Annotated in this window: 21 protein-coding genes; 15 read left to right on the top strand and 6 right to left on the bottom strand. The window is 48.7% G+C overall.

The genetic code is table 11. From position 1 onward, the window contains the following. Positions 1-21 precede the first annotated feature (21 nt). Entirely contained in the window at positions 22-924 is a 903-nt protein-coding gene (locus KME11_00970) for a hypothetical protein (GenBank protein MBW4513778.1), read from the bottom strand. Positions 925-1141: 217 nt separating this feature from the next. Here KME11_00970 and KME11_00975 point away from each other — a divergent pair, with 217 nt between their 5' ends. The 8 genes from KME11_00975 (at position 1142) to scpB (ending at position 8308) form a co-directional block, all read left to right on the top strand. Then, positions 1142-3052 (top strand): S9 family peptidase, encoded by a 1911-nt coding sequence (locus KME11_00975; protein ID MBW4513779.1) that lies wholly within the window; start codon positions 1142-1144, stop codon positions 3050-3052. Positions 3053-3368: 316 nt separating this feature from the next. Next, positions 3369-4946: an RNA-directed DNA polymerase gene (locus tag KME11_00980; GenBank protein ID MBW4513780.1), complete on the top strand. Its 1578-nt coding sequence runs from the start codon at positions 3369-3371 to the stop codon at positions 4944-4946. Positions 4947-5042: 96 nt separating this feature from the next. Continuing rightward, positions 5043-5354, top strand: a complete 312-nt coding sequence (locus tag KME11_00985) for a nucleotidyltransferase family protein (GenBank protein MBW4513781.1) — start codon at positions 5043-5045, stop codon at positions 5352-5354. Further along, positions 5344-5697, top strand: a complete 354-nt coding sequence (locus tag KME11_00990; GenBank protein MBW4513782.1) for a DUF86 domain-containing protein — start codon at positions 5344-5346, stop codon at positions 5695-5697. The genes KME11_00985 and KME11_00990 overlap by 11 nt, the downstream gene beginning before the upstream one ends. A gap of 199 nt (positions 5698-5896) precedes the next feature. Beyond that, positions 5897-6274, top strand: coding sequence for a DUF433 domain-containing protein (locus KME11_00995; protein ID MBW4513783.1), 378 nt, complete (start codon positions 5897-5899; stop codon positions 6272-6274). Further along, a complete protein-coding gene (locus KME11_01000; GenBank protein ID MBW4513784.1) occupies positions 6271-6663 on the top strand; it encodes a DUF5615 family PIN-like protein in 393 nt (130 codons plus the stop codon). The genes KME11_00995 and KME11_01000 overlap by 4 nt, the downstream gene beginning before the upstream one ends. A 135-nt stretch (positions 6664-6798) precedes the next feature. Next, positions 6799-7650 (top strand): ABC transporter ATP-binding protein, encoded by an 852-nt coding sequence (locus tag KME11_01005; protein MBW4513785.1) that lies wholly within the window; start codon positions 6799-6801, stop codon positions 7648-7650. Between the two features lie 58 nt (positions 7651-7708). Then, positions 7709-8308 (top strand): SMC-Scp complex subunit ScpB, encoded by a 600-nt coding sequence (gene scpB, locus KME11_01010; protein ID MBW4513786.1) that lies wholly within the window; start codon positions 7709-7711, stop codon positions 8306-8308. 11 nt (positions 8309-8319) lie between these two features. Here scpB and KME11_01015 read toward each other — a convergent pair whose 3' ends face one another. Continuing rightward, on the bottom strand, positions 8320-9189 hold the full coding sequence (locus KME11_01015; protein ID MBW4513787.1) for an inositol monophosphatase family protein: 870 nt from the start codon (positions 9187-9189) through the stop codon (positions 8320-8322). 328 nt (positions 9190-9517) lie between these two features. On the opposite strand from KME11_01015, the gene KME11_01020 reads away from it, so the two are divergent. Together KME11_01020 and KME11_01025 are read left to right on the top strand one after the other, a co-directional pair. After that, complete coding sequence (locus KME11_01020) at positions 9518-9865, top strand: DUF952 domain-containing protein (protein MBW4513788.1); 348 nt, start codon at positions 9518-9520, stop codon at positions 9863-9865. 23 nt (positions 9866-9888) lie between these two features. Further along, positions 9889-11124: an ABC transporter substrate-binding protein gene (locus tag KME11_01025; protein MBW4513789.1), complete on the top strand. Its 1236-nt coding sequence runs from the start codon at positions 9889-9891 to the stop codon at positions 11122-11124. A 181-nt stretch (positions 11125-11305) separates the two neighbouring features. On the opposite strand, the gene KME11_01030 is transcribed toward KME11_01025, so the two are convergent. Further along, positions 11306-13180 carry a TolC family protein gene (locus KME11_01030; protein ID MBW4513790.1) on the bottom strand — a complete coding sequence of 625 codons (1875 nt, stop codon included), beginning with the start codon at positions 13178-13180 and terminating at the stop codon, positions 11306-11308. 514 nt (positions 13181-13694) lie between these two features. On the opposite strand from KME11_01030, the gene serA reads away from it, so the two are divergent. The 3 genes from serA (at position 13695) to prmA (ending at position 18333) form a co-directional block, all read left to right on the top strand. Continuing rightward, positions 13695-15281: a phosphoglycerate dehydrogenase gene (gene serA / locus KME11_01035; GenBank protein MBW4513791.1), complete on the top strand. Its 1587-nt coding sequence runs from the start codon at positions 13695-13697 to the stop codon at positions 15279-15281. A 283-nt stretch (positions 15282-15564) separates the two neighbouring features. After that, positions 15565-17394 carry a hypothetical protein gene (locus KME11_01040; protein MBW4513792.1) on the top strand — a complete coding sequence of 610 codons (1830 nt, stop codon included), beginning with the start codon at positions 15565-15567 and terminating at the stop codon, positions 17392-17394. Between the two features lie 48 nt (positions 17395-17442). After that, entirely contained in the window at positions 17443-18333 is an 891-nt protein-coding gene (gene prmA / locus KME11_01045) for a 50S ribosomal protein L11 methyltransferase (protein MBW4513793.1), read from the top strand. A gap of 16 nt (positions 18334-18349) precedes the next feature. On the opposite strand, the gene KME11_01050 is transcribed toward prmA, so the two are convergent. After that, complete coding sequence (locus KME11_01050; GenBank protein ID MBW4513794.1) at positions 18350-19741, bottom strand: NAD-dependent malic enzyme; 1392 nt, start codon at positions 19739-19741, stop codon at positions 18350-18352. Positions 19742-19870: 129 nt separating this feature from the next. Here KME11_01050 and KME11_01055 point away from each other — a divergent pair, with 129 nt between their 5' ends. Further along, positions 19871-20314, top strand: a complete 444-nt coding sequence (locus KME11_01055; GenBank protein MBW4513795.1) for an SRPBCC domain-containing protein — start codon at positions 19871-19873, stop codon at positions 20312-20314. Between the two features lie 8 nt (positions 20315-20322). Here the strand turns inward: KME11_01055 and KME11_01060 are convergent, their stop codons facing one another. Next, positions 20323-21186: a M23 family metallopeptidase gene (locus tag KME11_01060; GenBank protein MBW4513796.1), complete on the bottom strand. Its 864-nt coding sequence runs from the start codon at positions 21184-21186 to the stop codon at positions 20323-20325. A gap of 388 nt (positions 21187-21574) precedes the next feature. On the opposite strand from KME11_01060, the gene KME11_01065 reads away from it, so the two are divergent. Then, entirely contained in the window at positions 21575-22786 is a 1212-nt protein-coding gene (locus KME11_01065; GenBank protein MBW4513797.1) for a trypsin-like peptidase domain-containing protein, read from the top strand. A gap of 31 nt (positions 22787-22817) precedes the next feature. Here the strand turns inward: KME11_01065 and KME11_01070 are convergent, their stop codons facing one another. Further along, the gene (locus KME11_01070; GenBank protein MBW4513798.1) at positions 22818-23183 is read right to left on the bottom strand and encodes a DUF760 domain-containing protein; all 366 of its coding nucleotides are present in this window, start codon (positions 23181-23183) and stop codon (positions 22818-22820) included. Positions 23184-23286: the final 103 nt, after the last annotated feature.

Here is a 23286-nt window from a genome sequence, read left to right on the forward strand (position 1 = left end):
TGGAGAAACTAGAGATTGGGCTTAAGCGAACGTAAAGTCTGATGCAGACAGGGTGTTAGCGCGCACCTTAAATAAAATGGCGAGTTCGTCATTCCCCACAGAAATAACGGTGTTAGCGCCACGTTGCTCACGGGTTAGATTCCGAAAGGTCAAGCCATTTCCCAAGCCCAGACGATCTTGTCCATCTTTGAACTGGCGAATTTGATCCCGACCGCTCCCCGTAGCCAGAACTAAGATATCTCGTCCGCTGCCGCCATTCATAAAGTCGGCACCCGCACCCCCGATCAGCAAATCGTCGCCCGCATTGCCAAAGAGAGTATCTTGACCGTCGCCACCGTCCAATTCATCGTTGTCTGTGCCGCCTACCAAAATGTCATTGCCGCCTCTGCCTATCAACGTGTCTCGCCCTTTGCCGCCGTCCAAGATGTCATTGCCGCTGCTGCTATCGCTATCTCCTGAGAGTTCATCATCACCATCGCCGCCGTAAAGTTGGTCGTTGCCGCTGCTGCCAAAGAGTTGATCCGCATCACCCTCTCCAAAAATGCGATCGTCACCACTTTCACCACTGATGCGGTCTTCGTCATTACCTCCATAAAGGCGATCGTTGCCATCACCCCCGAAAATATCATCATCGCCATCTTCACCTCGAATATCGTCGTCATCGCTACCACCGCTCAAGTCATCGTCGCCATCACCTCCAAAAATGTCGTCGTCGCCACTGCTGCTCACCACCGTATCATCGCCCCTACCCGCATTAACCCTATCGTCGCCACCTCGCGGATCAATGCGATCGTCGCCTCCAAAAGCATCAATCACATCGTCGCCTCTGGTTCCCCGAATCGCCTCACTACGATTACTTCCTTTAATTTTTTTGCCATCGCCATCATCAAAAAGATCATCAAACAAACCTTTGGCAATCCGCATTTTCAATCCCCTTCTTAACAGTGTTCACGCTGTAGCTGTTCTCGACACATCCTGATGCAGACGCACATAGACGCACTGTTTCTTGAAAAGTTCCCTTACTCCATATCTTTTAACCTACAGGCAAAGTCATTGGTCACCTACTCCAAGTGTTCCCAATCGTTTACGATCGCCATACCTGCTTTTGTAAATACTCTCTAACAAACAATTAATTATCTATATGGTTATCTCTGCTCCCTACGGCTCTTGGAAATCTCCGATCACGTCTGACTTAATCGTGACAGGAAGTATTCGGTTGGGTGAAATTCGGTTGGAGGGCGAAACCGTTTATTGGAGCGAGGGTAGACCCACAGAAGGCGGCAGGAACGTGGTGGTGAGACGAACTCCCGATGGGCAAATCACCGATCTAACGCCCGCCCCATTCAATGCCCGAACTCGGGTGCATGAGTATGGCGGCGGCGCTTTCAATGTGTTTAATGAGACACTTTACTTTTCTAACTTTGCCGATCAGCGGCTTTATCGGGCGATCGGTGAGCCGGAACCTATTACGCCAGAAGCCAAGTTACGTTATGCCGATGTGATTGAAGATAGCCATCGATCGCGCCTCATTTGTATCTGTGAAGATCATACGGGTGGCGATGAGCCTGTTAATAAAATTGTGGCAATCTCTGCTTCTTCGTCTATCCAGATTCTAGTATCCGGCAATGACTTTTACGCTTCCCCGCGCCTCAGCCCGGATGGTTCTCAGTTGGCTTGGATCACTTGGAATCACCCGAACATGCCGTGGGATGGCACAGAACTTTGGGTCGCACCTGTGCAAACTGATGGTTCGTTGGCAGAAGCACAGCTTGTAGCCGGTGGACTGACAGAATCGATCTTTCAGCCCGAATGGTCGCCTGATGGGGTTTTGTACTTTGTTAGCGATCGCACCGACTGGTGGAATCTTTATCGCTGGAAGAATGGAGCGATCGTTCCCCTTTGCCCTAAAGCCGCAGAATTTGGTTTACCTCAATGGGTTTTTGCCATGACAACCTACGGGTTTGAATCTGCCGAAAGCCTGATTTGCACTTATGTAGAAGACGGCATTCAGCATTTGGCGCGGTTTCATACTCAAACGTTAGAACTAAGTGAAATTGAAACCCCTTACTCCAGTATTAGCGGCTTGCAAGTTGTGCCCGGATTTGCTGCATTTGCAGGCGGCTCGGCAACCGAACCAGGGGCGATCGCTCTCCTCAATCTGACTACGGGCAGCCTTGAAGAAATCCGTCGCTCTAGCGAAATTGCCATCGATCCAGCCTATCTCTCTGTTCCTCAAATGCTAGAATTTCCGACTGAAAACGGTCTAACGTCATACGGATTTTACTACCCACCTAAAAATCAAGACTTTATAGCACCCACTGATGAACGTCCGCTGCTGCTCGTCAAAAGTCACGGTGGTCCCACCGCAGCGACCTCTGCCACGTTCAATCCAGGAATTCAATATTGGACAAGTCGAGGAATTGCCGTACTCGATGTTAATTACGGTGGCAGTACAGGCTATGGCAGATCTTATCGTGAACGACTAAAAGGACAGTGGGGCATCGTCGATGTGAATGATTGTGTGAACGGAGCAAAATACCTGGTTGCACAAGGATTAGTCGATGGCGATCGCCTTTGCATTGACGGTGGTAGTGCAGGCGGGTATACCACATTAGCGGCTCTAACATTCCGGGATGTATTCAAGGCAGGAGCCAGTTTTTACGGCATTAGTGACCCCGCTGCATTAGCTACTGATACTCACAAGTTTGAGTCGCGGTATTTGGATGGATTGATTGGAGTTTATCCAGCCGAGGCAGAGTTATATAGAGCGCGATCGCCCATTTACGCCGTTGATCAACTCTCTTGCCCCGTCATCTTTTTCCAAGGCGATGAAGATAAAATTGTGCCGCCCAATCAGGCAGAAATGATGGTGGAAGCGTTGAAAGCTAAGGGCTTACCTGTGGCGTATGTGCTGTATGAAGGGGAGCAACACGGGTTTCGTAAAGCCGAGAACATTAAGCGAACGTTAGATGGAGAACTTTATTTTTACGCGCAGGTCTTTGGGTTTGAATTGGCGGATGAAGTGGAGAGGGTGGCGATCGAGAATTTGTAGAGTTTAGGGAAGGTTACAGAAGCAGATGCCATGTCTAGCTCTGCCTTAAATCATTTGCTGACGAGGAATACTGAGCTATGTCAATTCCAAAAAGAAATTAGAGCTCCACGCACTGACGCAACTTCACAATGGAAGAAGTTAGATCTACTGGTGAATGCTTATGCTTATTAAACATCTAATTTCTTAGGAGGCTTCTGGCTTGCGGATTGGGTGGTTCTTGAAGGTTATTTGTCTGCGCTTAGAAGTAAGATATATGAGGTGTTGAGTTTCATAGCTATAATTAAGAGCTAAACGAGTCGTCATTACTAGGAAATAGATGGATAGGAGAGATTTGATTGCTAGAGGTTACTTTCCTAGAGAACTCCCTCCACCATTTAAAACCAGCTCACTTGCTCACTTTGTAGTCTCTAACATTTCCTTACAACTAACTTCTAGAACTAATTCAAAACTTTACATACATAGCCATGTAAGATATGGCTCTTTGAGAAGAAAGTTAAGCATTCCAAATCCAGCTTTTTTTGTACAGATAGCCAAAGTTATAGATAATAATTGGAATGACATTAAATTAATAACTCAAAAATCTAATTTCTCGAAGAGCAAACCTGTCCACACACCACATCCAAAGCGTAATCGCTCAATTTCACCTTTACTTGATTTTCCTGATCTTCCTAAGGAAAGAGCTAAGAATAGAGCAATTGGTCGATATGCTTTACAGACAGATATTTCACAGTTTTATCAGTCTATTTATACGCATAGTATTCCTTGGGCTATACACGGAAAAGAAATTGCAAAAAGCCAAAGAAATGATCCCTCTTTACTTGGAAATCAACTCGATAAATTAGTTCGTAATAGCCAAGATAGTCAGACGATAGGTATTCCTATTAGCCCTGACACGTCGCTAATTATCGCTGAATTAATACTTTGTACTTTAGATTTAGAGCTAGAAAGACGAATTTCAAGCTCATGTTTACATCCATATAGAGGTTTTCGCTACAGCGACGATTATGAATTTGTTTTTCTAACTCGTTCAGAAGCAGAGACAGCTTTAAGCCATCTTCAGAAGATTTTGTCAGCTTTTGAACTAACTCTTAACCCTAACAAAACTAGAATTGTCGAGTTACCCTGCTCTTTGGACGCTACTTGGGTTTTAGAATTATCTGATTATAAGTTTAGCAATAGTAAGCTTGCTCAAATGCAGGATATTATTCGCTATTTTGATCGCGCTTTTCAAATTTCTAAGGAGTTTCCTCAAGAGCCAGTGCTTAAGTATGCGATTGCAAGAATTGAAAATTTTCATGAACTTCATCAGGATAATTGGTCATTGCTCGAAAGTTTGCTATTGCAGTCAGTAACAATTGAATCAAGTACTTTACGCGATGCCTTATCAATATTTCAGAATAGTCAAATTAAAAATTACCCAGTTGACCTAGACTCACTCGAAAAAAATCTTAATCTGCAAGTTCTTCAACATGCTCCGCTCGGACATAGCAGTGAAGTGGCTTGGGCTATATGGTCAATAATTGTATTCAAACTGTCTATCTACGAAGAAGCCAGTCAAGCAATTTCTGACATGGAGGATTCTATTGTTGCAATTTTAGCGTTGGATGCACAACAGCGAGGGAGAATCCCAAAAGGGTTAGTTACCAGGCAATGGGAACAGTTTTTAACAGAAGACGAGCTTTATGGAAATCAATGGCTTTTTTCATACGAAGCAAATCGACAAGGATATCTATCTACTGGGTATGATCACGTCTCCAGAGATCCTTGGTTTTCCCAATTAAAGCAAGGCAAAGTTACGTTTTACGACAGGGCAACACCACTCTTTATTCCGCCTGGAGAAACTAGTGGTCCGTCTGGTGAGATTGAGGCATTCGGTATAAATTCTAAAAGGTAATTGGTTCGACGTGGCGATGAGATTTATGAATCTTAGGCGCGATCGCCACTCAAAACAGATAAGCATGGAAAGATTGTCATGAAGTGAGGAGGCTAAATGAAAACCGCGATCGCCTTACCAATTGATCAAATTGAGAAATTCTGTCAACACTGGCAAATTATAGAACTCTCCCTCTTTGGTTCTGTCTTGCGGGACGACTTTCATGCAGACAGCGATATCGATTTCCTCGTTGCCTTTGCTCCTACAGCCAACTGGGGTCTGCTTGATCACGCCCAAATGCAGGAAGAACTCGAAATCCTGCTAGGCAGACCCGTTGATTTAATCAGTAAACGGGCGATCGAGCGCAGTTCCAATTGGATTCGTCGTCAAGCAATTCTCTCTACCGCCCAACCTATCTATGTCGAATAGCCGCGATCGTGCTTCCTTACTCGACATTTCTAGAGCCGCTCAGAAAATCCTGCGATACAAGTCGGGCATGGATAAAGCAACATTCTTGAGCGATGACAAAACCCAGTCTGCGATCGTGTTCCAACTTTTGATTATTGGTGAAGCGGTGAAACGCGTTTCCTCGGAACTGCGATCGCAATATCCAGAGATTCCTTGGTCACTCATTGCCAGAATGCGAGACAACTTGATTCATCGATATGATGACATCGACCTAGATGAAGTTTGGAAAACCTCAGAGGAAGACATTCCAACACTGCTGACTGCTTTAGAACCTCTACTAACACAGGAAGAATTGACCGAATAGCAGAGCGATCGCCTTGTTCCTTACAAAGCAAGGATTCACTCGTTAGCTCATGCGATCGCCACTCAAAACACATAATCATGGAAGGATTGGGGCGATCGCTCTTGAAACCAGAGCTTTTGAAGTCGTTGACGAGACTCTTGCGGCTACCTTGCCTTCAGCTAGGATATGATCAAGTAACTTCTGATCAGGAGTCTTTACTATGGCAGCAACACCCAACCAGAATCTAGAGATCATTCGGACAGAACGCGGATTGACGATCGCAAATACACGCATCAGTATCTACAACGTCATGGATTTTCTGAAGGCTCAGTATCCACCCAAGCTCATTCGGGAGCGCTTCAATCTCACCGATGCCCAGATTAATGCCGCCTTGGCTTACATTGAGGTGAATCGCACTCAAGTAGAAGCTGAATATCAAGAAGCCCTACGCACTAGAGAAGAGATTCATCAGTATTGGGAAGAACGAAACCGTGAACACTTTGCTCAACTCATGACAAAACCGCACAAACCAGAGCAAGAGGCGCTCTGGGCAAAACTTGAGGAACAGAAGGCGGGGCGTGTTTCAATAAAAGCATGAATTTTCTGGTTGACTACAATCTAGATGGTTACGCTGCTGTCTTATTTGGCATCTTGATGCAACGCGGTTGGCTTGAGTTTTTTCCCATCCAGTTCGTTACTTTTAGAGACGTTGGACTACCGATGGATATTGACGATCGCGCGGTCTGGAATTACGCTCAAGCAAATCAAATGATGATTCTCACCGCAAACCGCAACATGAAGGGCGAGGATTCCTTAGAGCAAGTGATGCGTGAAGAAAATGGCTCGGCTTCGTTTCCCATCATTACAGTTGCAGATCTGACTCGTCTTGACGAGACGGAATATCGAGAACGATGTGTTGACCGTCTTGTTGAAATCGTGCTGGAACTTGAGAATTATATGGGGGTCGGTCGGCTTTTCATTCCATAGATGATCAACAACTGAAATCTTTAGTGAGGCAAGCAGTTTCAACCAAAGTCAGCGAGTTTTACTGAATAGCCAAGCGATCGCCTTTCACAAACCGTTGTACCGTAAATGTAAGGATTCTCTTACTTCAACATCTCCATGCCTCCAGCCATTACTCTCCAAAATGTCCACAAGGTCTATAACGACAGAGTTGTTGTGAATGATCTGACGCTGACGATCGCCCCCGGAGAAGTTTTTGGTCTGTTAGGGCCCAACGGAGCAGGCAAATCTACCACTATTCGGATGTTGACGACTTTGACGCAGCCGACTCAAGGCGAAATTGTCGTAGCAGGCTATGACGTGGTGCGGCAACCTTATGGAGTTAAGCAACAGATTGGAGTCGTGTTGCAACAGACCAGCGTTGATCTGGATCTGACCGTTTGGGAAAATATGGAATTCCACGGGCGAATGCATCATTTGCCTAATCCCTATCGGCAAAAGGAAATCGATCGCTGGCTCGACTATGTAGAACTAGGCGATCGCCGCAAAGATTTGGTCAAAACTCTTTCTGGCGGCATGAAACGTCGTCTCCAAATAGCTAGAGCGCTTCTGCATCGTCCTAAAATCTTGTTTCTTGATGAACCAACAGTCGGGCTTGATCCGCAAACTCGTCGCCGCCTGTGGGAAATTATTCGCGGCTTAAACCAGCAGGGTATGACGATTTTACTAACGACGCATTACATGGAAGAAGTGGAGTATTTGTGCGATCGCATTGGTATTTTAGATGACGGTACTCTTATTGAAATAGGCACGCTCGATCAACTCCGCAGTAAGCACGGTGAGGGATTGGTGATGAAGCAAGAGGGCGATCGCTGGCAGTACCAATTTTTCCCAACGCTGCTTGAGGCAAAAACTCATCTAGAAGAGCAACCTGACAAAACGGGCATGATGATTCGTCCTTCTAATTTAGAAGACATTTTTGTAGAGTTGACTGGGCGAAACTTAGATTAGGCAGAAAGTTCGCTATACTCTCTAGTCATTCTTGTTGTACGCGCTCCAGTTACCCTCAATGTCATCGCTTGCTAGTCAAATTGAAGCCATTCTTTATCTCAAAGCACAGCCTCTGCCGATTCCCAAAATCGCTGAGTACGCGCGATCGGATCGAGATGCTGTAGAAGCAGGTTTGATTGAACTGATGGCGAGTTATGCCGAGCGGGACAGTGCGTTGGAAGTGGTGGAAACTTCGGAAGGCTACTGTTTACAGCTTCGGGAGTCGTTTCATAGTTTGGTGCAGACGTTGATTCCGGTGGATTTGGGAGTGGGCGCATTGCGAACGTTGGCGGCGATCGCTCTCACAGGTTCTATGAGCCAAACTGATTTGATTGAGTTACGGGGATCAGGGGCTTATGATCACGTGAAAGAGTTGGTCGAGCTAGGGTTTGTTCGCAAGAAACGGCAGACAGAAGGGCGATCGTATTGGCTCCAAGTATCAGATAAGTTTTACCAATATTTTCAAGTAGATAAGCTGCCTCAGCCCTCTAAGCTACCTGTCGGCAACTCGCCTCAATCTCAGTCGCTTCAGCCGGATGAAGCTCAGATGGAGCTTGAGATTATGGAATCATCTGACGAAGTTTTAGATGAATCAGGAGATGCGTTGGACGAGAATTGAAGAGCGCTCCGTTACGTTATCAGCACAGCTTCTTGGAGACGCGATCGCAACTTCTCAACATAGTGAGGCCATCCCACCACAATAGACTGCTGATGTGCCAGGGTTTTAGCGTCAATGCTATCGGGGGTAAACTTCAACGGATTGCCCTCCAAATCACAGCAAACCAAGCCCGCTGCCTGCGCCAAGGCTAATGGGCCCACCGTATCCCAAAGCTTGACTCGCCCGTTGAGGTAAACATACAGTCCCGCGTGTCCTCGAATCACCTGCAAAACCTTCAACCCAAAGCTGCCCATACTATCAAACTGCGCTTCTGGGATGACCTGGTTAATAGCGGCACCATATCGAGATTGATCTTTATAGCCAATCAGCATCGGACAGCAGGTGTTGGAGAGGTCAGGGCGAGTGGGAATCAGGGGTACGGGAGGGGAATCGCCTTCTAGCTGAAATAGTCCTATTTCTTGACCGCCATAAACTAATTGATCGAATGCTGGCGCATAGACCCAACCCGCAGTTGGCATATGGGCTTCTAGTGTACCGACCATCACCGAGTAATGGGGCTTGCCATGGATAAAATCATCTGTGCCATCGATCGGGTCAATAAACCATAGACGACGGTTGCTTTCATGGCTGTTTTCTTGAGAAAAACAAAACTGCTGCCAGGACTGATCGTTTTCTTCGCTAATCACCCCATCTTGCCAAAATAACTGGTTTAGCCCAGTTGTCAGTTGCATGTCTAAAGCGCGATCGACGTTAGTCACGTAATCATTTAGCCCTTTTTCGTAGACCTGGAATTTCTCAGTCGCCATTTGCAACGCCTGTTGACCGCACTGGCGCATCAACAGACCAATCACTTGGAGTTCGTGGGGAGAGAGGGAGGGCATGGCAGATTTAGAGATTCGCTTGGACACATTCTAGGATGGCACGGGCGATCGCTTCTGCCATTAGTTTTGTATATTTAAGGCTTAATGTTTAAGACTCGATATTTAGGGACAGACAACAACGCCGGATCTTCAGCGCCCTTAATATCAGCGCCCGTAATAAATTAACTGCGAAGAAAAAAACCTCCTGGTTTACCAGGAGGCTGCAATCAGGATGCATCTACCGCTCTCTTAATGCAGCAGAGTGGAGAGAGCTTCGGGAAAGTTTAGAAAAGAAAATCTGAAAAATCTCTACGATAATGACGGCAGATCTTTCAAATGCAGAACCGCCATGACGCTAATTTTCCACATTACCCCACGATCGCAATGGGAGTCTGCCCAAGCGATCGGCAGTTATCGGGGCGACACGCTGGATACTGAAGGGTTTATTCATTGCTCGAAGCTGGAGCAAGTGGTACGGGTGGCGAATTGGTGTTATGCAGGGCAGACGGGTTTGGTATTGCTGAGTATTGCGATCGCCCGTTTGCAAGCCCAACTTCGCTACGAAACTGTCGATGGCGAAGAGTTTCCTCATCTTTACGGAGCGTTAAACCTGGATGCAGTCGTTCAGGTGATAAACTTTGAGCCAGATCCAGCAGGATTTGCATTGCCCCCAGAACTCGTGAAGGAAGACCGATGATCAGTGGATTAAAGCAATGGCTGATGGGAATCTGCTGGGTCTGCTGCTTAGTTTTTCTCACCGCCTGTCAACCTGCTGTCACGTCTACTAGCGGCATTGTTCACCTCACTCTGTGGCAGGGCGTTAACCCACCGCCTAACCGAGATATTCTGCAAAAGCTGGTGGAGAAGTTTAATCAACGCCATCCTGATATTCAGGTTGAGTCGCTGTATGTGGGGCAGGGTGATCAGCAAATGCCCAAAATTTTGGCGGCAGTGGTAGGCAATGCGCCGCCCAATCTTCTATGGTTTGCGCCGACGATCACAGGACAGTTGGTTGAGCTAGATGCCATTAAACCCTTAGAAGAATGGTTAGCGACGACTCAGGTTAAAGATCAGATTGACCCAGTTCTGTTTGAAACTATGCAATGGGAAGAGCGAACTTGGTCGGTGCCGTTTGGGGTTAATAACGTTGGGATTTTTTACCGTCCTAGTTTATTTAAAGCGGCAGGAGTGACTCAATTACCCCAGACCTGGGAAGAATTGCGGCAAGTTGCCCGCCAACTGACGATCGCCAATCAACAGCACGGCATGATCCTCCCGCTGGGCAAAGGCGAATGGACGGTGTTTACCTGGCTGCCGTTTATGTGGAGTGGCGGCGGTGAATTGATGAGTGAGGGATCTGTCCAGATTTCTAATCCTGGGGCGATCGCTGCCCTTCAGCTTTGGCAAGACTTGCTGACCGATGGGTCTGCCGTTCTTTCTCAGCCAGAACGGGGCTACGAGCTAGATGATTTTTTGGCTGGCAAAGTTGCCATGCAGCTTACAGGGCCTTGGACGCTGGGGCAACTGCAAGCTACTGATGTTGACTACGCGGTTATGCCGATTCCTGCCGATGCCCGACCTGCCACTAGCATTGGCGGCGAAAACTTATTTGTGTTCAAAACTACGCCCGCCGAAGAACAAGCGTCTCTGGTGTTTGCAGAGTATGTGCTCAGTGAGGAATTTCAAACTGAATGGGCGATCGGCACAGGCTATTTGCCGGTTAACCTGAATGCCCGAAAAAGCGCAGCCTACCGAGAGTTTGCCCAACAGCAGCCAGCGGTAGACGTGTTTTTGAAACAGGCAGAATTTGGGCGATCGCGTCCCATTTTCCCTGGCTACAGTCGCATTTCAGAAAATTTAGGACGGGCGATCGAAGCCGTGTTGTTGCAAAAAAATACGCCCGAAGCCGCCCTCCAAACCTCCCAAAAGCGCCTGGAGCTAAGCCTAACACCTTGATGATCGGCGAAGAGGCAGAATTAGAACCCCTAAGAGGATGTCTGAAAAGTTGAGATTACTAGCCGATCTGCCCTAAATCCCCCAAAATGGGGGATTTCCGAACCAATTCTGCTTCAAAGTCCCCCAAAATGGGGGATTTAGGGGGCGAGTGTAAGAATTTTTGATGCTTCTCAGACATCCTTTAAGGCGTTTCAGACAAATTACCATCTGGCAAATTGCTGACAAATCGCTGAAGTTGAGCCAGAGAACGGTTGTAGTCTAAAATTGCCCCCAGGTTATTAACGCGCGATCGCGTTAAAGCCGTTTGCTGTTGAATCACGTCTGTCTGAGTTCCTACTCCTGCTTGGAAGCGCAGTCGGGCAAGGCGAAGTGCCTCTTCAGCGCTTTGAACAGCTAGGGTTGTAGTCTGGATGTTTTCAGAACTGGCTTGCAAAATAGAGTAAGATTGCTCAACCTGAAACCGAATCTGGTCGCGGGCGGTCACAAATTGAGATTCGGCGATCGCAATATTTGCCTCCTGCTGCCTTGCCTGTGCCCGAGCAGCGCCACCATCAAACAAATTAATACTGGCATTCAACGCTACAGAGGCATTATTAAAAAAGCCCTTACCCTCTGTAGAAAACTCAGAGCTTTCATTGCTGCTAGAGAGCAAGTTTGCTACCCCATAGGTGGCAGTTGCCCCAATCTGAGGGCCCAACTGACCCAACGCATTGCGCCGCCGCTGTTCACCAATATCTCGTTGGACAAGCTGTTGCTCTAGCTCTGCACGGTTCTTGAACGCCGTGACCACACTCTGCTCTAAGCTAAGTTCCCAACTGCCTGCGGCTGCCACTTCATCGGCAGCAGTAATATCAGTCGCTTGTGCCAAACTCAGACGCTGTGCTAAGGTTCGTCGAGCTACTTCCTGGCTGCTAAGTTGCTGAGTCAGGTCTTGCCGAGCATTAGCAGCATCAACTTCCGCTTGCAGCACATCAAACCGGGTACCCACTCCGGCACGTTCTAAAGCTTGGGCATCTCTAAGACTTTGTAGTGCCTCGCTGAGGGCTGCCTGGAAAATTTCCACCTGCTGATCAGCTTCCTGAAGATCGTAGTAGCTTGTGGAGACATCTAAAACCAGTTGCTTAGTCTCGACCTCCACTGCCAACTCTCGGAAACGCACGGTTCCCTCAGCGGCGCGGATGGAAGAAGAACGCTGCCCTGAGGTAAAAATGTTATAGTCCGCTTGTAAGCCCGTTTGCAAGTTTAGACTGGTCGTGGTGTCTCGACTGCTATTGCCCGTCGCCACACCTTGAACATTGCGATCGGAGTCCAGTCCCTCTTGAGCAGAGCCAGTTAGGTTTGAGGTGGCACTGAGGGTAGGAAAATTAGCTGCCTGAACTTCGCGCAGGGCATCTCTTGATTGTGATAGTTCTAGCCGGGTCTGTTGCAGAGTCGGGCTGTTGCGAACCGCTAGTTCGATCGCTTGCTGCAACGTGATCGGCTGGCTCTCTGATATTGTCACCTCTTCGGGAGTGGTGGGAAAATTCAGTGGGTTAGGGCTAGGGTTGAGGTTTTCAGGTGCCCTATTGGCATTTTTTCGACGATTCCCTGGCGCAGCAGGAGCGCTAGGCACTGAGTCTTCTTGACCTGATGAGGGCAAAGGCGCAGACTCAGTGGGTGCAGCAGAAGGCACTGGCGTTAGAGGCTCGGTAGGAACTACAAGCGAAGGGGCTGGATCAGTCGTTGCCGGAGGCACCGGAGCAGAAGTTGCCGGAGGTTTTGGGCTAGATCCCTGCCCTGTAGAAGGCTGATCGGGAGTTGGCAGGGGCGCAGAGGGAGTCTCTGGCGTGGAGGGTTGTGCAGGGGTCGCGGGTTGCGCCAGTTGGTCAGGGCGCTGGGACGCTGGAGAAGATGGCTCGGGCGCTGGAGGTGCCGCCTGAACTAATGTAAGTTCAGCAAGGCGCTGTTGCCTCGCTTCTGACGGCGTTGGGCTTTCTTGAGCCTCGGTACGACCTTGAAGGCTGGGAGCAGATTCAGCCCGCGCTGGATCGATCTTCACCAAACCTACGGCGAACATGGCACTTACGCTTAGAGCAATCAGAGAATTATAAGGTTGCATACTTTAGCCCTTGCAGTCCAGAAAAGCGCAAAATAGAGGGAAACAGTCTTCATGAAGAATACTGTTTGATAGATTACTTGGCAATTATCCCCTGTCAGGGAGAGATCGTGCGATCGAGTGTGAATCATTGCTCCAGGTCAGCATCCAATATCTTGAAATATCTTGAAGAAAATTCAGTTATTCAGCAGCGTTTGCTTTTTGAACCTTGTTAGATTGTTGTTTGTTAGATTGTTGTCCCTAAAGATGAGCTTTTCCATGTTCTTGTTCCTATACGCTCTTTGGAGAGCCTAAACAGGGAAAGACAAAAACTTTTAGCCGATCGCCTGTTCCTCCTGCCTCTTTGCAGTAAAATAACCCCGTGAGAAGCGCTATAAAAACTTCATTGAATTTTTTTGACATCGCCCTGCCGACATAACCATGTCGCGTTTTTGGGGTTGTTATCCCTGCAATTAATGTAACCCCCTGCCGAATCATGCCAAAGGTTTTAGTTTCCGATCCCGTTGACCAAGTAGGAATTGATATTCTGTCCCAAGTTGCCCAGGTTGATGTAAAAACCAGCCTTTCCCCTGAACAATTGCTACAAATCATTCCTGATTACGATGCCTTGATGATTCGCTCAGGCACGCGCGTCACCCAGGCGGTGATCGATGCAGGTAAGCAGCTTCGGATTATTGGACGGGCGGGCGTTGGCGTTGATAACGTTGATGTCCCGGCTGCGACCCGTCGGGGTATTTTGGTGGTCAATTCGCCTGAAGGCAACACGGTTGCTGCTGCTGAACATGCGATCGCCATGATGCTTGCTCTGTCTCGCCATATTCCTGACGCGAACCACTCTGTTAAAAGCGGCAAGTGGGATCGGAAAAGTTTTACGGGCGTTGAGGTTTATAAGAAAACCATTGGTATTGTCGGTCTTGGCAAGATTGGGGCGCACGTCGCAGGCATTGCGCGATCGATGGGAATGCGACTGCTGGCTTATGATCCCTTCCTTTCGAGTGAACGTGCTGAGCAGTTGGGCTGTCAATTGGTAGAACTAGACTTTCTGTTTAGGGAGGCAGACTATATTACTTTGCACTTGCCCAAAACTCCAGAGACGTTTCACCTCATTGATGCGATCGCCCTCGAAAAAATGAAGCCCAATGTGCGCATCATCAACTGTGCCCGTGGCGGCATTATAGATGAAGCAGCGTTAGCAGAAGCTTTGCAGCAAGGCAGAATTGGCGGTGCCGCATTAGACGTATACGAAGAAGAGCCTTTAGGAGAATCGGCGCTGCGAGGACTGGGTAAAGATCTGATTCTGACACCGCACTTAGGCGCATCGACTGAAGAAGCCCAGGCAAATGTGGCGATCGACGTTGCCGAACAAATCCGTGATGTCATCCTCGGCTTACCTGCGCGATCGGCAGTCAACATTCCTGGTCTGCGCCCCGACCTGATGGAAAAACTGCGCCCCTACCTACAACTCGCAGAAACGTTAGGTAATTTAGTCAGCCAGCTTGCCGGAGGTCGCATTGAGTCGCTAACAGTGAAGCTACAAGGCGAACTTGCCACCAATGAAAGCCAGCCTGTCGTCGTTGCTGCCCTTAAAGGTCTGCTGTCCCATGCCTTGCAAGAGCGAGTCAACTATGTCAACGCCAGCATTGAAGCCAAAGATCGCGGCATTCGGGTTATAGAAACACGGGATGCTTCGGTGAAAGATTACACGGGCTCCCTTTACCTATCAGCAAAAGGATCCTTAGGCGAGCATTCTGTCTCAGGTGCAATTTTGGGCGACAAAGAAATCCGCATCACCAGCATCAATGACTTCCCAGTCAATGTGCCACCTAATCGCTATATGCTGTTCACGCTGCACCGCGATATGCCTGGAATCATTGGTAAAATTGGCTCTTTCTTGGGCAGCTTCAATGTCAACATCGCCAGTATGCAAGTGGGGCGCAAAATCCTTAGAGGTGATGCTGTGATGGTCTTGAGCATTGACGATCCCCTGCCCGAAGGCATTCTGTCTGAGATCACCAAGGTGCCAGGAATTCGGGAAGCCTACGCGGTGACGTTGGCGGAATAGGAATAGTTGGGAATTGCAGAAAGTCTGATCCCAGTTTTACAACCTCACCAAAATCCTTTTTCCCAGGGAAAGGAGCCTTAAACTCTGGTTTCTCTTTCTTGGAAAAAATTTGGAGATAAATAAGCCTCAGTAACTGCAAGCCAACAATTGCAATCCAAACCTCTGGCTTGAGAGTCAAACGGTTCGCATACCCCATCTGCCGGGAGCGGAATCGTTGGATCTGACCCGCTTACATGGCTTAGTCACCTGAAGGGGTTTTTCACATAGTTTAAGAGCGTTAACCATGCCTCAAATAACTCAAACAACAAGAATTATTCAGCTCGATGAAAGGTCTGACACTGTCGATACAGCACCCGTGCTTTCTGCTAACGGTCGGTACTTGGCATTTGCCTACGGTTTGGGTAATTTAGTCCCCAACGATCCCGCAGGAGAAGGATCAGACATATTTTTGCTCGACTTAGTGACTAAGCAAATCCAACTGGTATCAGTCTCTTCTCAAGGGGCTAATGGCAATCGCTTTGCCTTCTTTGACTCCCTCAGCATTTCCGGTGATGGGCGCTATGTTGCCTTTGCCTCCGATGCTGATAATTTGGTGCCTAATGATGGGAATGGGGAAACAGATGTCTTTGTGCGGGATATTCTGAGCGGTACGACGATTTTGGCTTCGGTTAGTTCAAACGGGAGCCAACTTGCTGCCAATACACGGGATTTTAATCTTAGACCTGCAATTTCTGCGAACGGGCAGTTTGTGGTGTTTCAATCTCAAGCCAATAATCTTGTCCCAAATGATACCAATAATGATGATCAAGATATTTTTGTTCGAGATTTGGGGGCAGGAACAACGACTCGCGTTTCCGTTAATTCTCTCGGCGAACAATCAAAACCTTGGAACGTTATAGCTTCAGCCGACTCTCGGACTCCTTCGATTTCAGGGGACGGTAGATTTGTGGCATTTGAATCAAACGCCATTAACCTCGATCGCCGCGATACTGGAGCCAATAACTTTGATATCTTCGTACACGATCGCCAAACGTCTCAAACTCGGCAAGTTTCAGTCAATTCTCAAGGATCTGTGGCAGTTGGAGAAAGTTCTAAAGAAACTTCAATTGGATTCTCAAAGACGAGTTGGTCGAGCAATGCAGTGATTTCAGCAAATGGTCGCTATGTGGTGTTTCAGTCGGGTGCGACCAACCTTATCCCCAGCGATAACAACGATCGCGTGGATGTCTTTCGCCATGATCTACAAACGGGTGAAACAGGATTGGTTTCGGTGGGGTTGAACGGAAGCTTGGCAAATGCAGGCAGCAGTATTGGCCTTAGTGGAAATGGAGCAATTTCCAGCGATGGGCGCTATGTCGTCTTTCAATCGTTAGCCAATAATTTAGTTTCTAATGACACAAACAATGCCCTGGATGTATTCCTTCGTGACATGGTAACGGGCACCACTGAACGAATATCCGTTAATTCCAGTGGGCAGGAGGCAGTGGGGGGGATGCCTACGACTGTATCTGGCGACGGCACAATTTCTGATGACGGACGCTACATTGCCTTTTTATCTCAAAGCGCCAACCTGGTAGACGATGCGTTTGCCCCCTTTAGTGTGGGCATTTATCTGCGCGATCGCTCCTTCACTGGCAATTCTGGCGGGAGTCCTAGCGGCGGTAACCCTGGAGGCAATTTAGACTCAGGGAAAAGTTTGATCGGCAACGCTCGTAGAAATCGCTTGGTTGGCGGCAAGGGCAATGATTCTCTCAGCGGTTTGGGTGGCAGCGATCGCTTGATTGGCGGAGCCGGGAATGATCAGTTGTTGGGTGGAGCAGGACGCGACCAATTTATCTACAATCGCCTCTCCGATCGCCAAGACACCATTTTAGATTTCACACCCCGACAAGACAAAATCGTCCTGACCGGGTTACTCGATCGCACAGTGCGCGGTGGATATTCAGGGGGTAATGCAATCACCAAGGGTTATGTCAAGTTTCAACAAATTGGGAACGACACTCAAATTGATATTGACCGCAATGGTAAAAAATCTGGTGGGCTCACACCCCTAGTGGTTATCAGCGATATGTCGATCGCCAGCCTGAAGCAGCCTAATAACTTTGTGTTTTGATCAGAATCTGCATAGAATCTGGAGAGAAATAAGTAGTGAAGGAGAACTTTGGTAAGTAGCTGGTGGGAAATTCAGATTATTGCTGATCCAACGGCAGAAGACTTGCTCTTTTGGCGGCTCGAGGATTTTGGGTGTAAGGGTACGTCTTGTGAGCAAAAGGGACACGCTTGTCTCGTGCAGGCATATTTGCCTCAGTTCAAGGCGCAACAGTTAGACTTAGCAGCTTTGGCACTGCGGCTACGGCAAGATGCGTTGTGTGCTGAGATGACTGCTCCTGTAGTGCAATGGCGGTTAATTGACGAAGAAGATTGGTCAAGTAGTTGGAAGGCACATTGGCATCCTCAAGAAATTGGCGATCGCTTCCTCATCAACCCTGCCTGGATACCTGCGCCCCTTCAAACCGATCGCCTGATCATTACCCTTGATCCCGGCGTGGCATTCGGCACAGGTGCCCATGCCACCACCCAACTTTGCCTAGAGTCGTTAGAAATGCGCTTCAGCGAACCCCTGCCCGATGCAATCATTGCTGACATTGGCTGTGGTTCTGGCATTCTTTCGGTGGGAGCGTTGCTGCTGGGCGCAAAGCACGCCTATGCAGTAGATACTGACCCACTGGCAGTGAATGCAACCCGCGAGAACCGGGAGATGAATCACATTGCGGACGATCGCCTTACGGTAGCAGAAGGGAGCCTGCAAAAAATGATTGAGCTTCTGCCCTGCCCGGTTGATGGCTTCGTTTGCAACATTTTGGCAGAGGTCATTCTAGATTTGATCCCCGATCTGGATAAGATTGCTAAACCTACAACCTGGGGCGTTCTCAGTGGCATCCTGCTCGATCAAGTCAAACCGATCGCCAATACCCTAGAGCAGCACGGCTGGATTGTTGCAACCTTGTGGCGGAAGCAGGATTGGTGTTGCCTAAACATCCGCCGTTCTTAAGGCTTAAGTTGACAGGCTAGTTTCCGGCAATCCCTTCGGCACGGGCTGCGTGCTGCACGGCTGCCGATACTGCTGATGCGACCCGCTCATCAAACACGGACGGGACAATATGTTCAGGATCGAGTTCAGAGGTTCTGACTAAAGACGCGATCGCCATCGCCGCTTCTAAATACATGGTCATCGTCATGGCTTTTGCCCGACAGTCCAACGCCCCCCGAAAAATGCCAGGAAACGCCAGAACATTATTAATTTGGTTAGGATAATCGCTGCGCCCCGTTGCCATGACTGCCACAATATCGGTAATTAACTCTGGCTGAATTTCGGGAATAGGATTTGCCATCGCAAACACAATCGGGTCTTTTCCCATTGATTTAACCATTTCAACCGTGACTACGCCCGGCGCACTCACGCCCAAAAATACATCGGCTCCCGTCATTGCCCCCGCCAAAGATCCACTTTGAGCGACGGCAAACTCTAGCTTCTGAGGGTTCAAATCCTTCCGGCTGGTTGATAGAATGCCCCGCGAGTCACACATTAAAATCTTTGTTACGCCCGCTTTACGCAGCAGCCGAGCGATCGCTACTCCTGCTGCCCCCGCACCATTGATAACAATTCGCACCTCCTCCAACGACTTCTTGACCACCTTCAAGGCATTAAACAAAGCCGCCAAACTCACGATCGCCGTTCCATGCTGGTCATCATGAAAAATTGGAATATCGAGTTCTTTCTGTAACCGCGCCTCAATTTCAAAACAACGCGGGGCGCTAATATCTTCTAAATTCACGCCGCCAAAAACAGGAGACAGATTCTTGACCGCTTCTACGATGGCATCCGTGTCCTGCGTTGCTAAACAAATGGGAAAAGCATCAATCCCAGCAAACGCCTTAAACAGCATAGCTTTGCCTTCCATGACGGGGAGCGCCGCTTCGGGGCCCAAATTGCCCAAACCCAGGACTGCACTACCATCCGTGACGATCGCCACCATATTGCCCTTAATCGTCAGGTCATACACGCGCTCAGGGTTTTCGGCGATCGCGGTGCAAATTCTACCTACGCCCGGAGTATACGCCATTGCTAAATCTTCCTGATTATTCAGCGCCAGCTTCCCCTCAACTCGAATTTTGCCACCTTTGTGCAAGCTAAAAGTGCGGTCGTAAACGCTCAACACCTTCACTTCTTCAACTGCCTTCACCGCCGCCACAATCGTATCGGCATGGTCGCTACTGGAGGCATCTACGGTAATATCTCGAACTAAAATTTTGCGAGTGCGCTCCACCAAATCAATCTGCCCGATGTTGCCCCCCGCTGTGGCGATCGCTTGGGCGACACTCGCCAACATGCCTGACTGGTGGGGCAGTTGAAACCGAATTGTCAAACTGTAGCTAGGATTGGGTGTCAGATTGACCATAGTTGTGCAGCCGTGCTCCCTCGGATAAAAAAATACTTTGGACAGCCTACAATCTTACTGCCTCCCGGAAATGCAGCTTACACAACAATATCAACCTATCTCCAGATCAGCCTGTCTCAAGGTTCTGCTATGCCCAGCCTTTACACGCAAATTGAAATTAATGCCCCTAAAGCTACGGTCTGGCGATCGCTCATCCAAAAAGAAGCCTGGCTTTACTGGAACACCTTCCTCTACGATCGCAACCCTAGCCAGCCTTTTGTCCAAGGTCAAACCGTCCAGCTTTCTCTACGCCGTCTCCGGGAAGAAACCGAAACTGAATTTCAGCCCCAGGTAACGTTGCTAATTCCAGAGGTTTGCTTGCGTTGGGTGACGATCGCGCCTGGTTTTCGCAGCGAACACATTTTTGAGCTTCAGGACGTTGACCGCGATCGGACTAAATATATTCACCAAGAGCATTTTTCTGGTGCAATGACACTGCTGTTCCTACCGTTTCTGCGCCAAGATGAACAGCAAGGTTTAAGACGAATGGCAAGAAACCTTAAAAATTATGTAGAAGCCCCTCAGAGCAGATGATCACTCTTTCAACGCCGCCTCTCACGTCGCAATTCGCTCAAGTAGTTTCCTGGATCTTGTGCCACCCAGCCCAAGTTTGAGTTCGTTCTCACTTCAAATTCCAAGCGAGAACTAGAGTTCTGCGCCGCTGCCGCCACAGTTCCTAGCTTGTCGCCTTGCTTCACCTTTTGCCCCGCCTGTACCACTACCTCTCCTAACAGGGCATAGCGCGTTTGGAAGCCCTGCTCATGGTTAACCACTACCAGTTTGCCGTTATACTCCCTCTGCACCCCAGCAAACGCCACTGTTCCGTCACCCACTGCCAACACCGAAGTACCCGCAGCAGCTTCTAGCATCACGCCGTTGCTGTAGTCCACCTCACTGTTGGGTGAGTCAAGCTGCCAGCCAAAGTTCATCAAAATTTGAGCGGTTGCAGGCAAGGGATAACCCTTCAAAGGGCTGCTTGCAGTAGTATTACCCACGCTTTGATTAGGCGACCAATTAACACCCGGAATAAAGACCACTCTGGGCGAAGCTTGACAGCCATTGACCTCAAACAGCAAGTCGGCACGAACGTTGTAGGTTCGTGCCACATCTCGCCAAGTTTGCCCCGAAGGAACTTCGACCCGAATGCCATTGTAGGGAGGGATGGAAATCTCGGTGCCAATGGGCAGGCTGCCATCGCGCAAAACAGGGTTTAGACCAATGAGCGTGGCTGACAGGAGGTTGTAGCGCTGGGCAATGCTGGCTAGGGTTTCGCCAGAAGCGATTTTGTGACGAGTCAGACGCGATAAGGCGGCAGTAGGGCAAGTGGAAGCACTGGGCTGAGCAGAAGTGCCACCAGAACTGGGCTGAGCGATCGCCCTCAGCGGAGACACGATCGCCCAACCCATGATCAGAGCTAGCGAAACTAAGGGAAGGGAGCGAGGAAAAGGCATCATAGCGATTTTTCTACAAACGTTTAACAAGTTCTGAGCAAGCCGGAGGTTGCTCCTTTTTAACAAAGCTGGTTTCACAAAGCTGGTTTCACAAAGCTATGTGAAATGCGATTTAACAGTAGGATTTAGTTTTAGTTACAGTAGAAGTAGAGCTTTTCTAACCCGATCTATTCTCTTCTAGCTGACGCACGACTTCCCTGTAGAAGTTCCATTTTAATGAAGAATATCAGCGTTCGTTTTAGCGAAATGGGTCGTTAACCGTATACTAAAGCCATCTCTGCCCATCAACATGCGGACAGAATTTTTCTTCCTCTCATAACATCGCACTCCCTTACTAAAACCTATGGGCTTTTCATTGAAGCAAGCTGGCATTTACGCAGCCTTTCTGGCATTGGGCGGGGGCGTTGGCTGGGCAGGTAGCCAATCAATGCGATCGCCTCAAATGTCGCCTGTTGCATCAACACCCGCCGAATCGCCGAGCTACCGTCCGGTTCAAACCACCTCCATGCCACCGCTTGCCGCCCCTACTACTCCTACTAGCAACAATTTTATTGCGGCAGCGGTCAAAAAAGTGGGTGCAGCAGTGGTTCGCATTGACTCCTCTCGTACTGTGAGTCAACTGCCTGACTCGTTCCAAAATCCGCTTTTAGATCGTTTCTTTGGGCAAGACTTTGAGCCACCCCCAGATAATGTTGAACAAGGCACGGGCTCAGGATTTATTATTAGTGCCGATGGTCGATTGATTACCAATGCCCATGTGGTGCAGGGAGCGGATACGGTTACCGTGACCTTGAAAGATGGGCGCACGTTTAAAGGCAGAGTTTTGGGGGCTGACCCAGTTACGGATGTGGCGGCGGTTAAAATTGATGGCACCGCCCTACCAACCATAGTGTTGGGGAACTCGGCAAACCTGATCCCTGGAGAATGGGCGATCGCCATTGGCAACCCGCTTGGCTTAGACAATACGGTCACGGCTGGCATTATTAGTGCCATTGGTCGCTCTAGCTCAGAAGTCGGCATTGCCGATCGTCGGGTTCGCTTCATTCAAACCGATGCAGCCATTAACCCCGGCAACTCAGGCGGTCCCTTGCTCAATGATCAGGGCGAGGTGATTGGGATTAACACTGCCATTCGTGCCAATGCTCAGGGTTTAGGCTTTGCCATTCCCATTGAAACAGGGCAACGCATCGCCCAACAGCTTTTTGAGACGGGCAAAGCTGAACATCCCTATCTGGGCGTTCAAATGATGGATTTGACAGCAGAGGCGCGCGATCGGCTGAAGCAAGATCCAAGTATCAAGTTCTCAGTCACTGCCGATCGCGGTGTCCTTGTCATTCAAGCGATCGCCAATGCACCTGCTGCGATGGCAGGCATCCGCTCAGGAGACGTAATTTTAAAGGTCAATAACGTTGAAATTAACGCTGCCTCAGAGGTTCAAGACCAAATTGAGAAAACTCGCATTGGCGAGACTGTGGCGATCGAAGTTCAGCGCGGCAACGATAAAAAGATTATTCAGGTTAAGCCGATCGCTTATCCGGCTGACCAAGCAAGATAAGCAAGTAGCCCTCTGTTTTCAGCGCTAGTCCTTACCCTTCGTCAAAATTCTCGTTAGGTTCAATGCTTAAAGAGATAGAGCTGCGCACGCTTGCCTCTAGCTCCATGCGTTGCTCCATCCGCCGAAGGAAGTAGCCCGTCATCATGGCAGAAGCCAGCAAACCTGCCAAATTCTCGCGATCGGTCGTAATTTGGACATTGAAAACTTCTGAAGGCAGAACGCCCACTAACCCCTGTACGTTTTGAGAAATAATTTGCTTAATCTCCGGGCTAACTGACTTAGCAACCCGTGCCAGAACCTCTGGAGACTGGTGCTGAAGGTATTTCAACAACTGGTTTGCCTGACTTTCTTCAGCATCTTCACCGAAGAAATCAAAGTTGTCAGGGTTAAATACCATAGCAGCCCCTAGTTCCTAATGTTCTCAACAATTGCTTCAAATTCTTCACCATTGTTACATCATGCCTGCGAATGTGACCACTCGATATTCCACTTTCTTTGAA

Origin of the sequence: Timaviella obliquedivisa GSE-PSE-MK23-08B, assembly GCA_019358855.1 — a bacterium.
In the GTDB taxonomy this organism is placed as follows: Bacteria; Cyanobacteriota; Cyanobacteriia; order Elainellales; family Elainellaceae; genus Timaviella; species Timaviella obliquedivisa.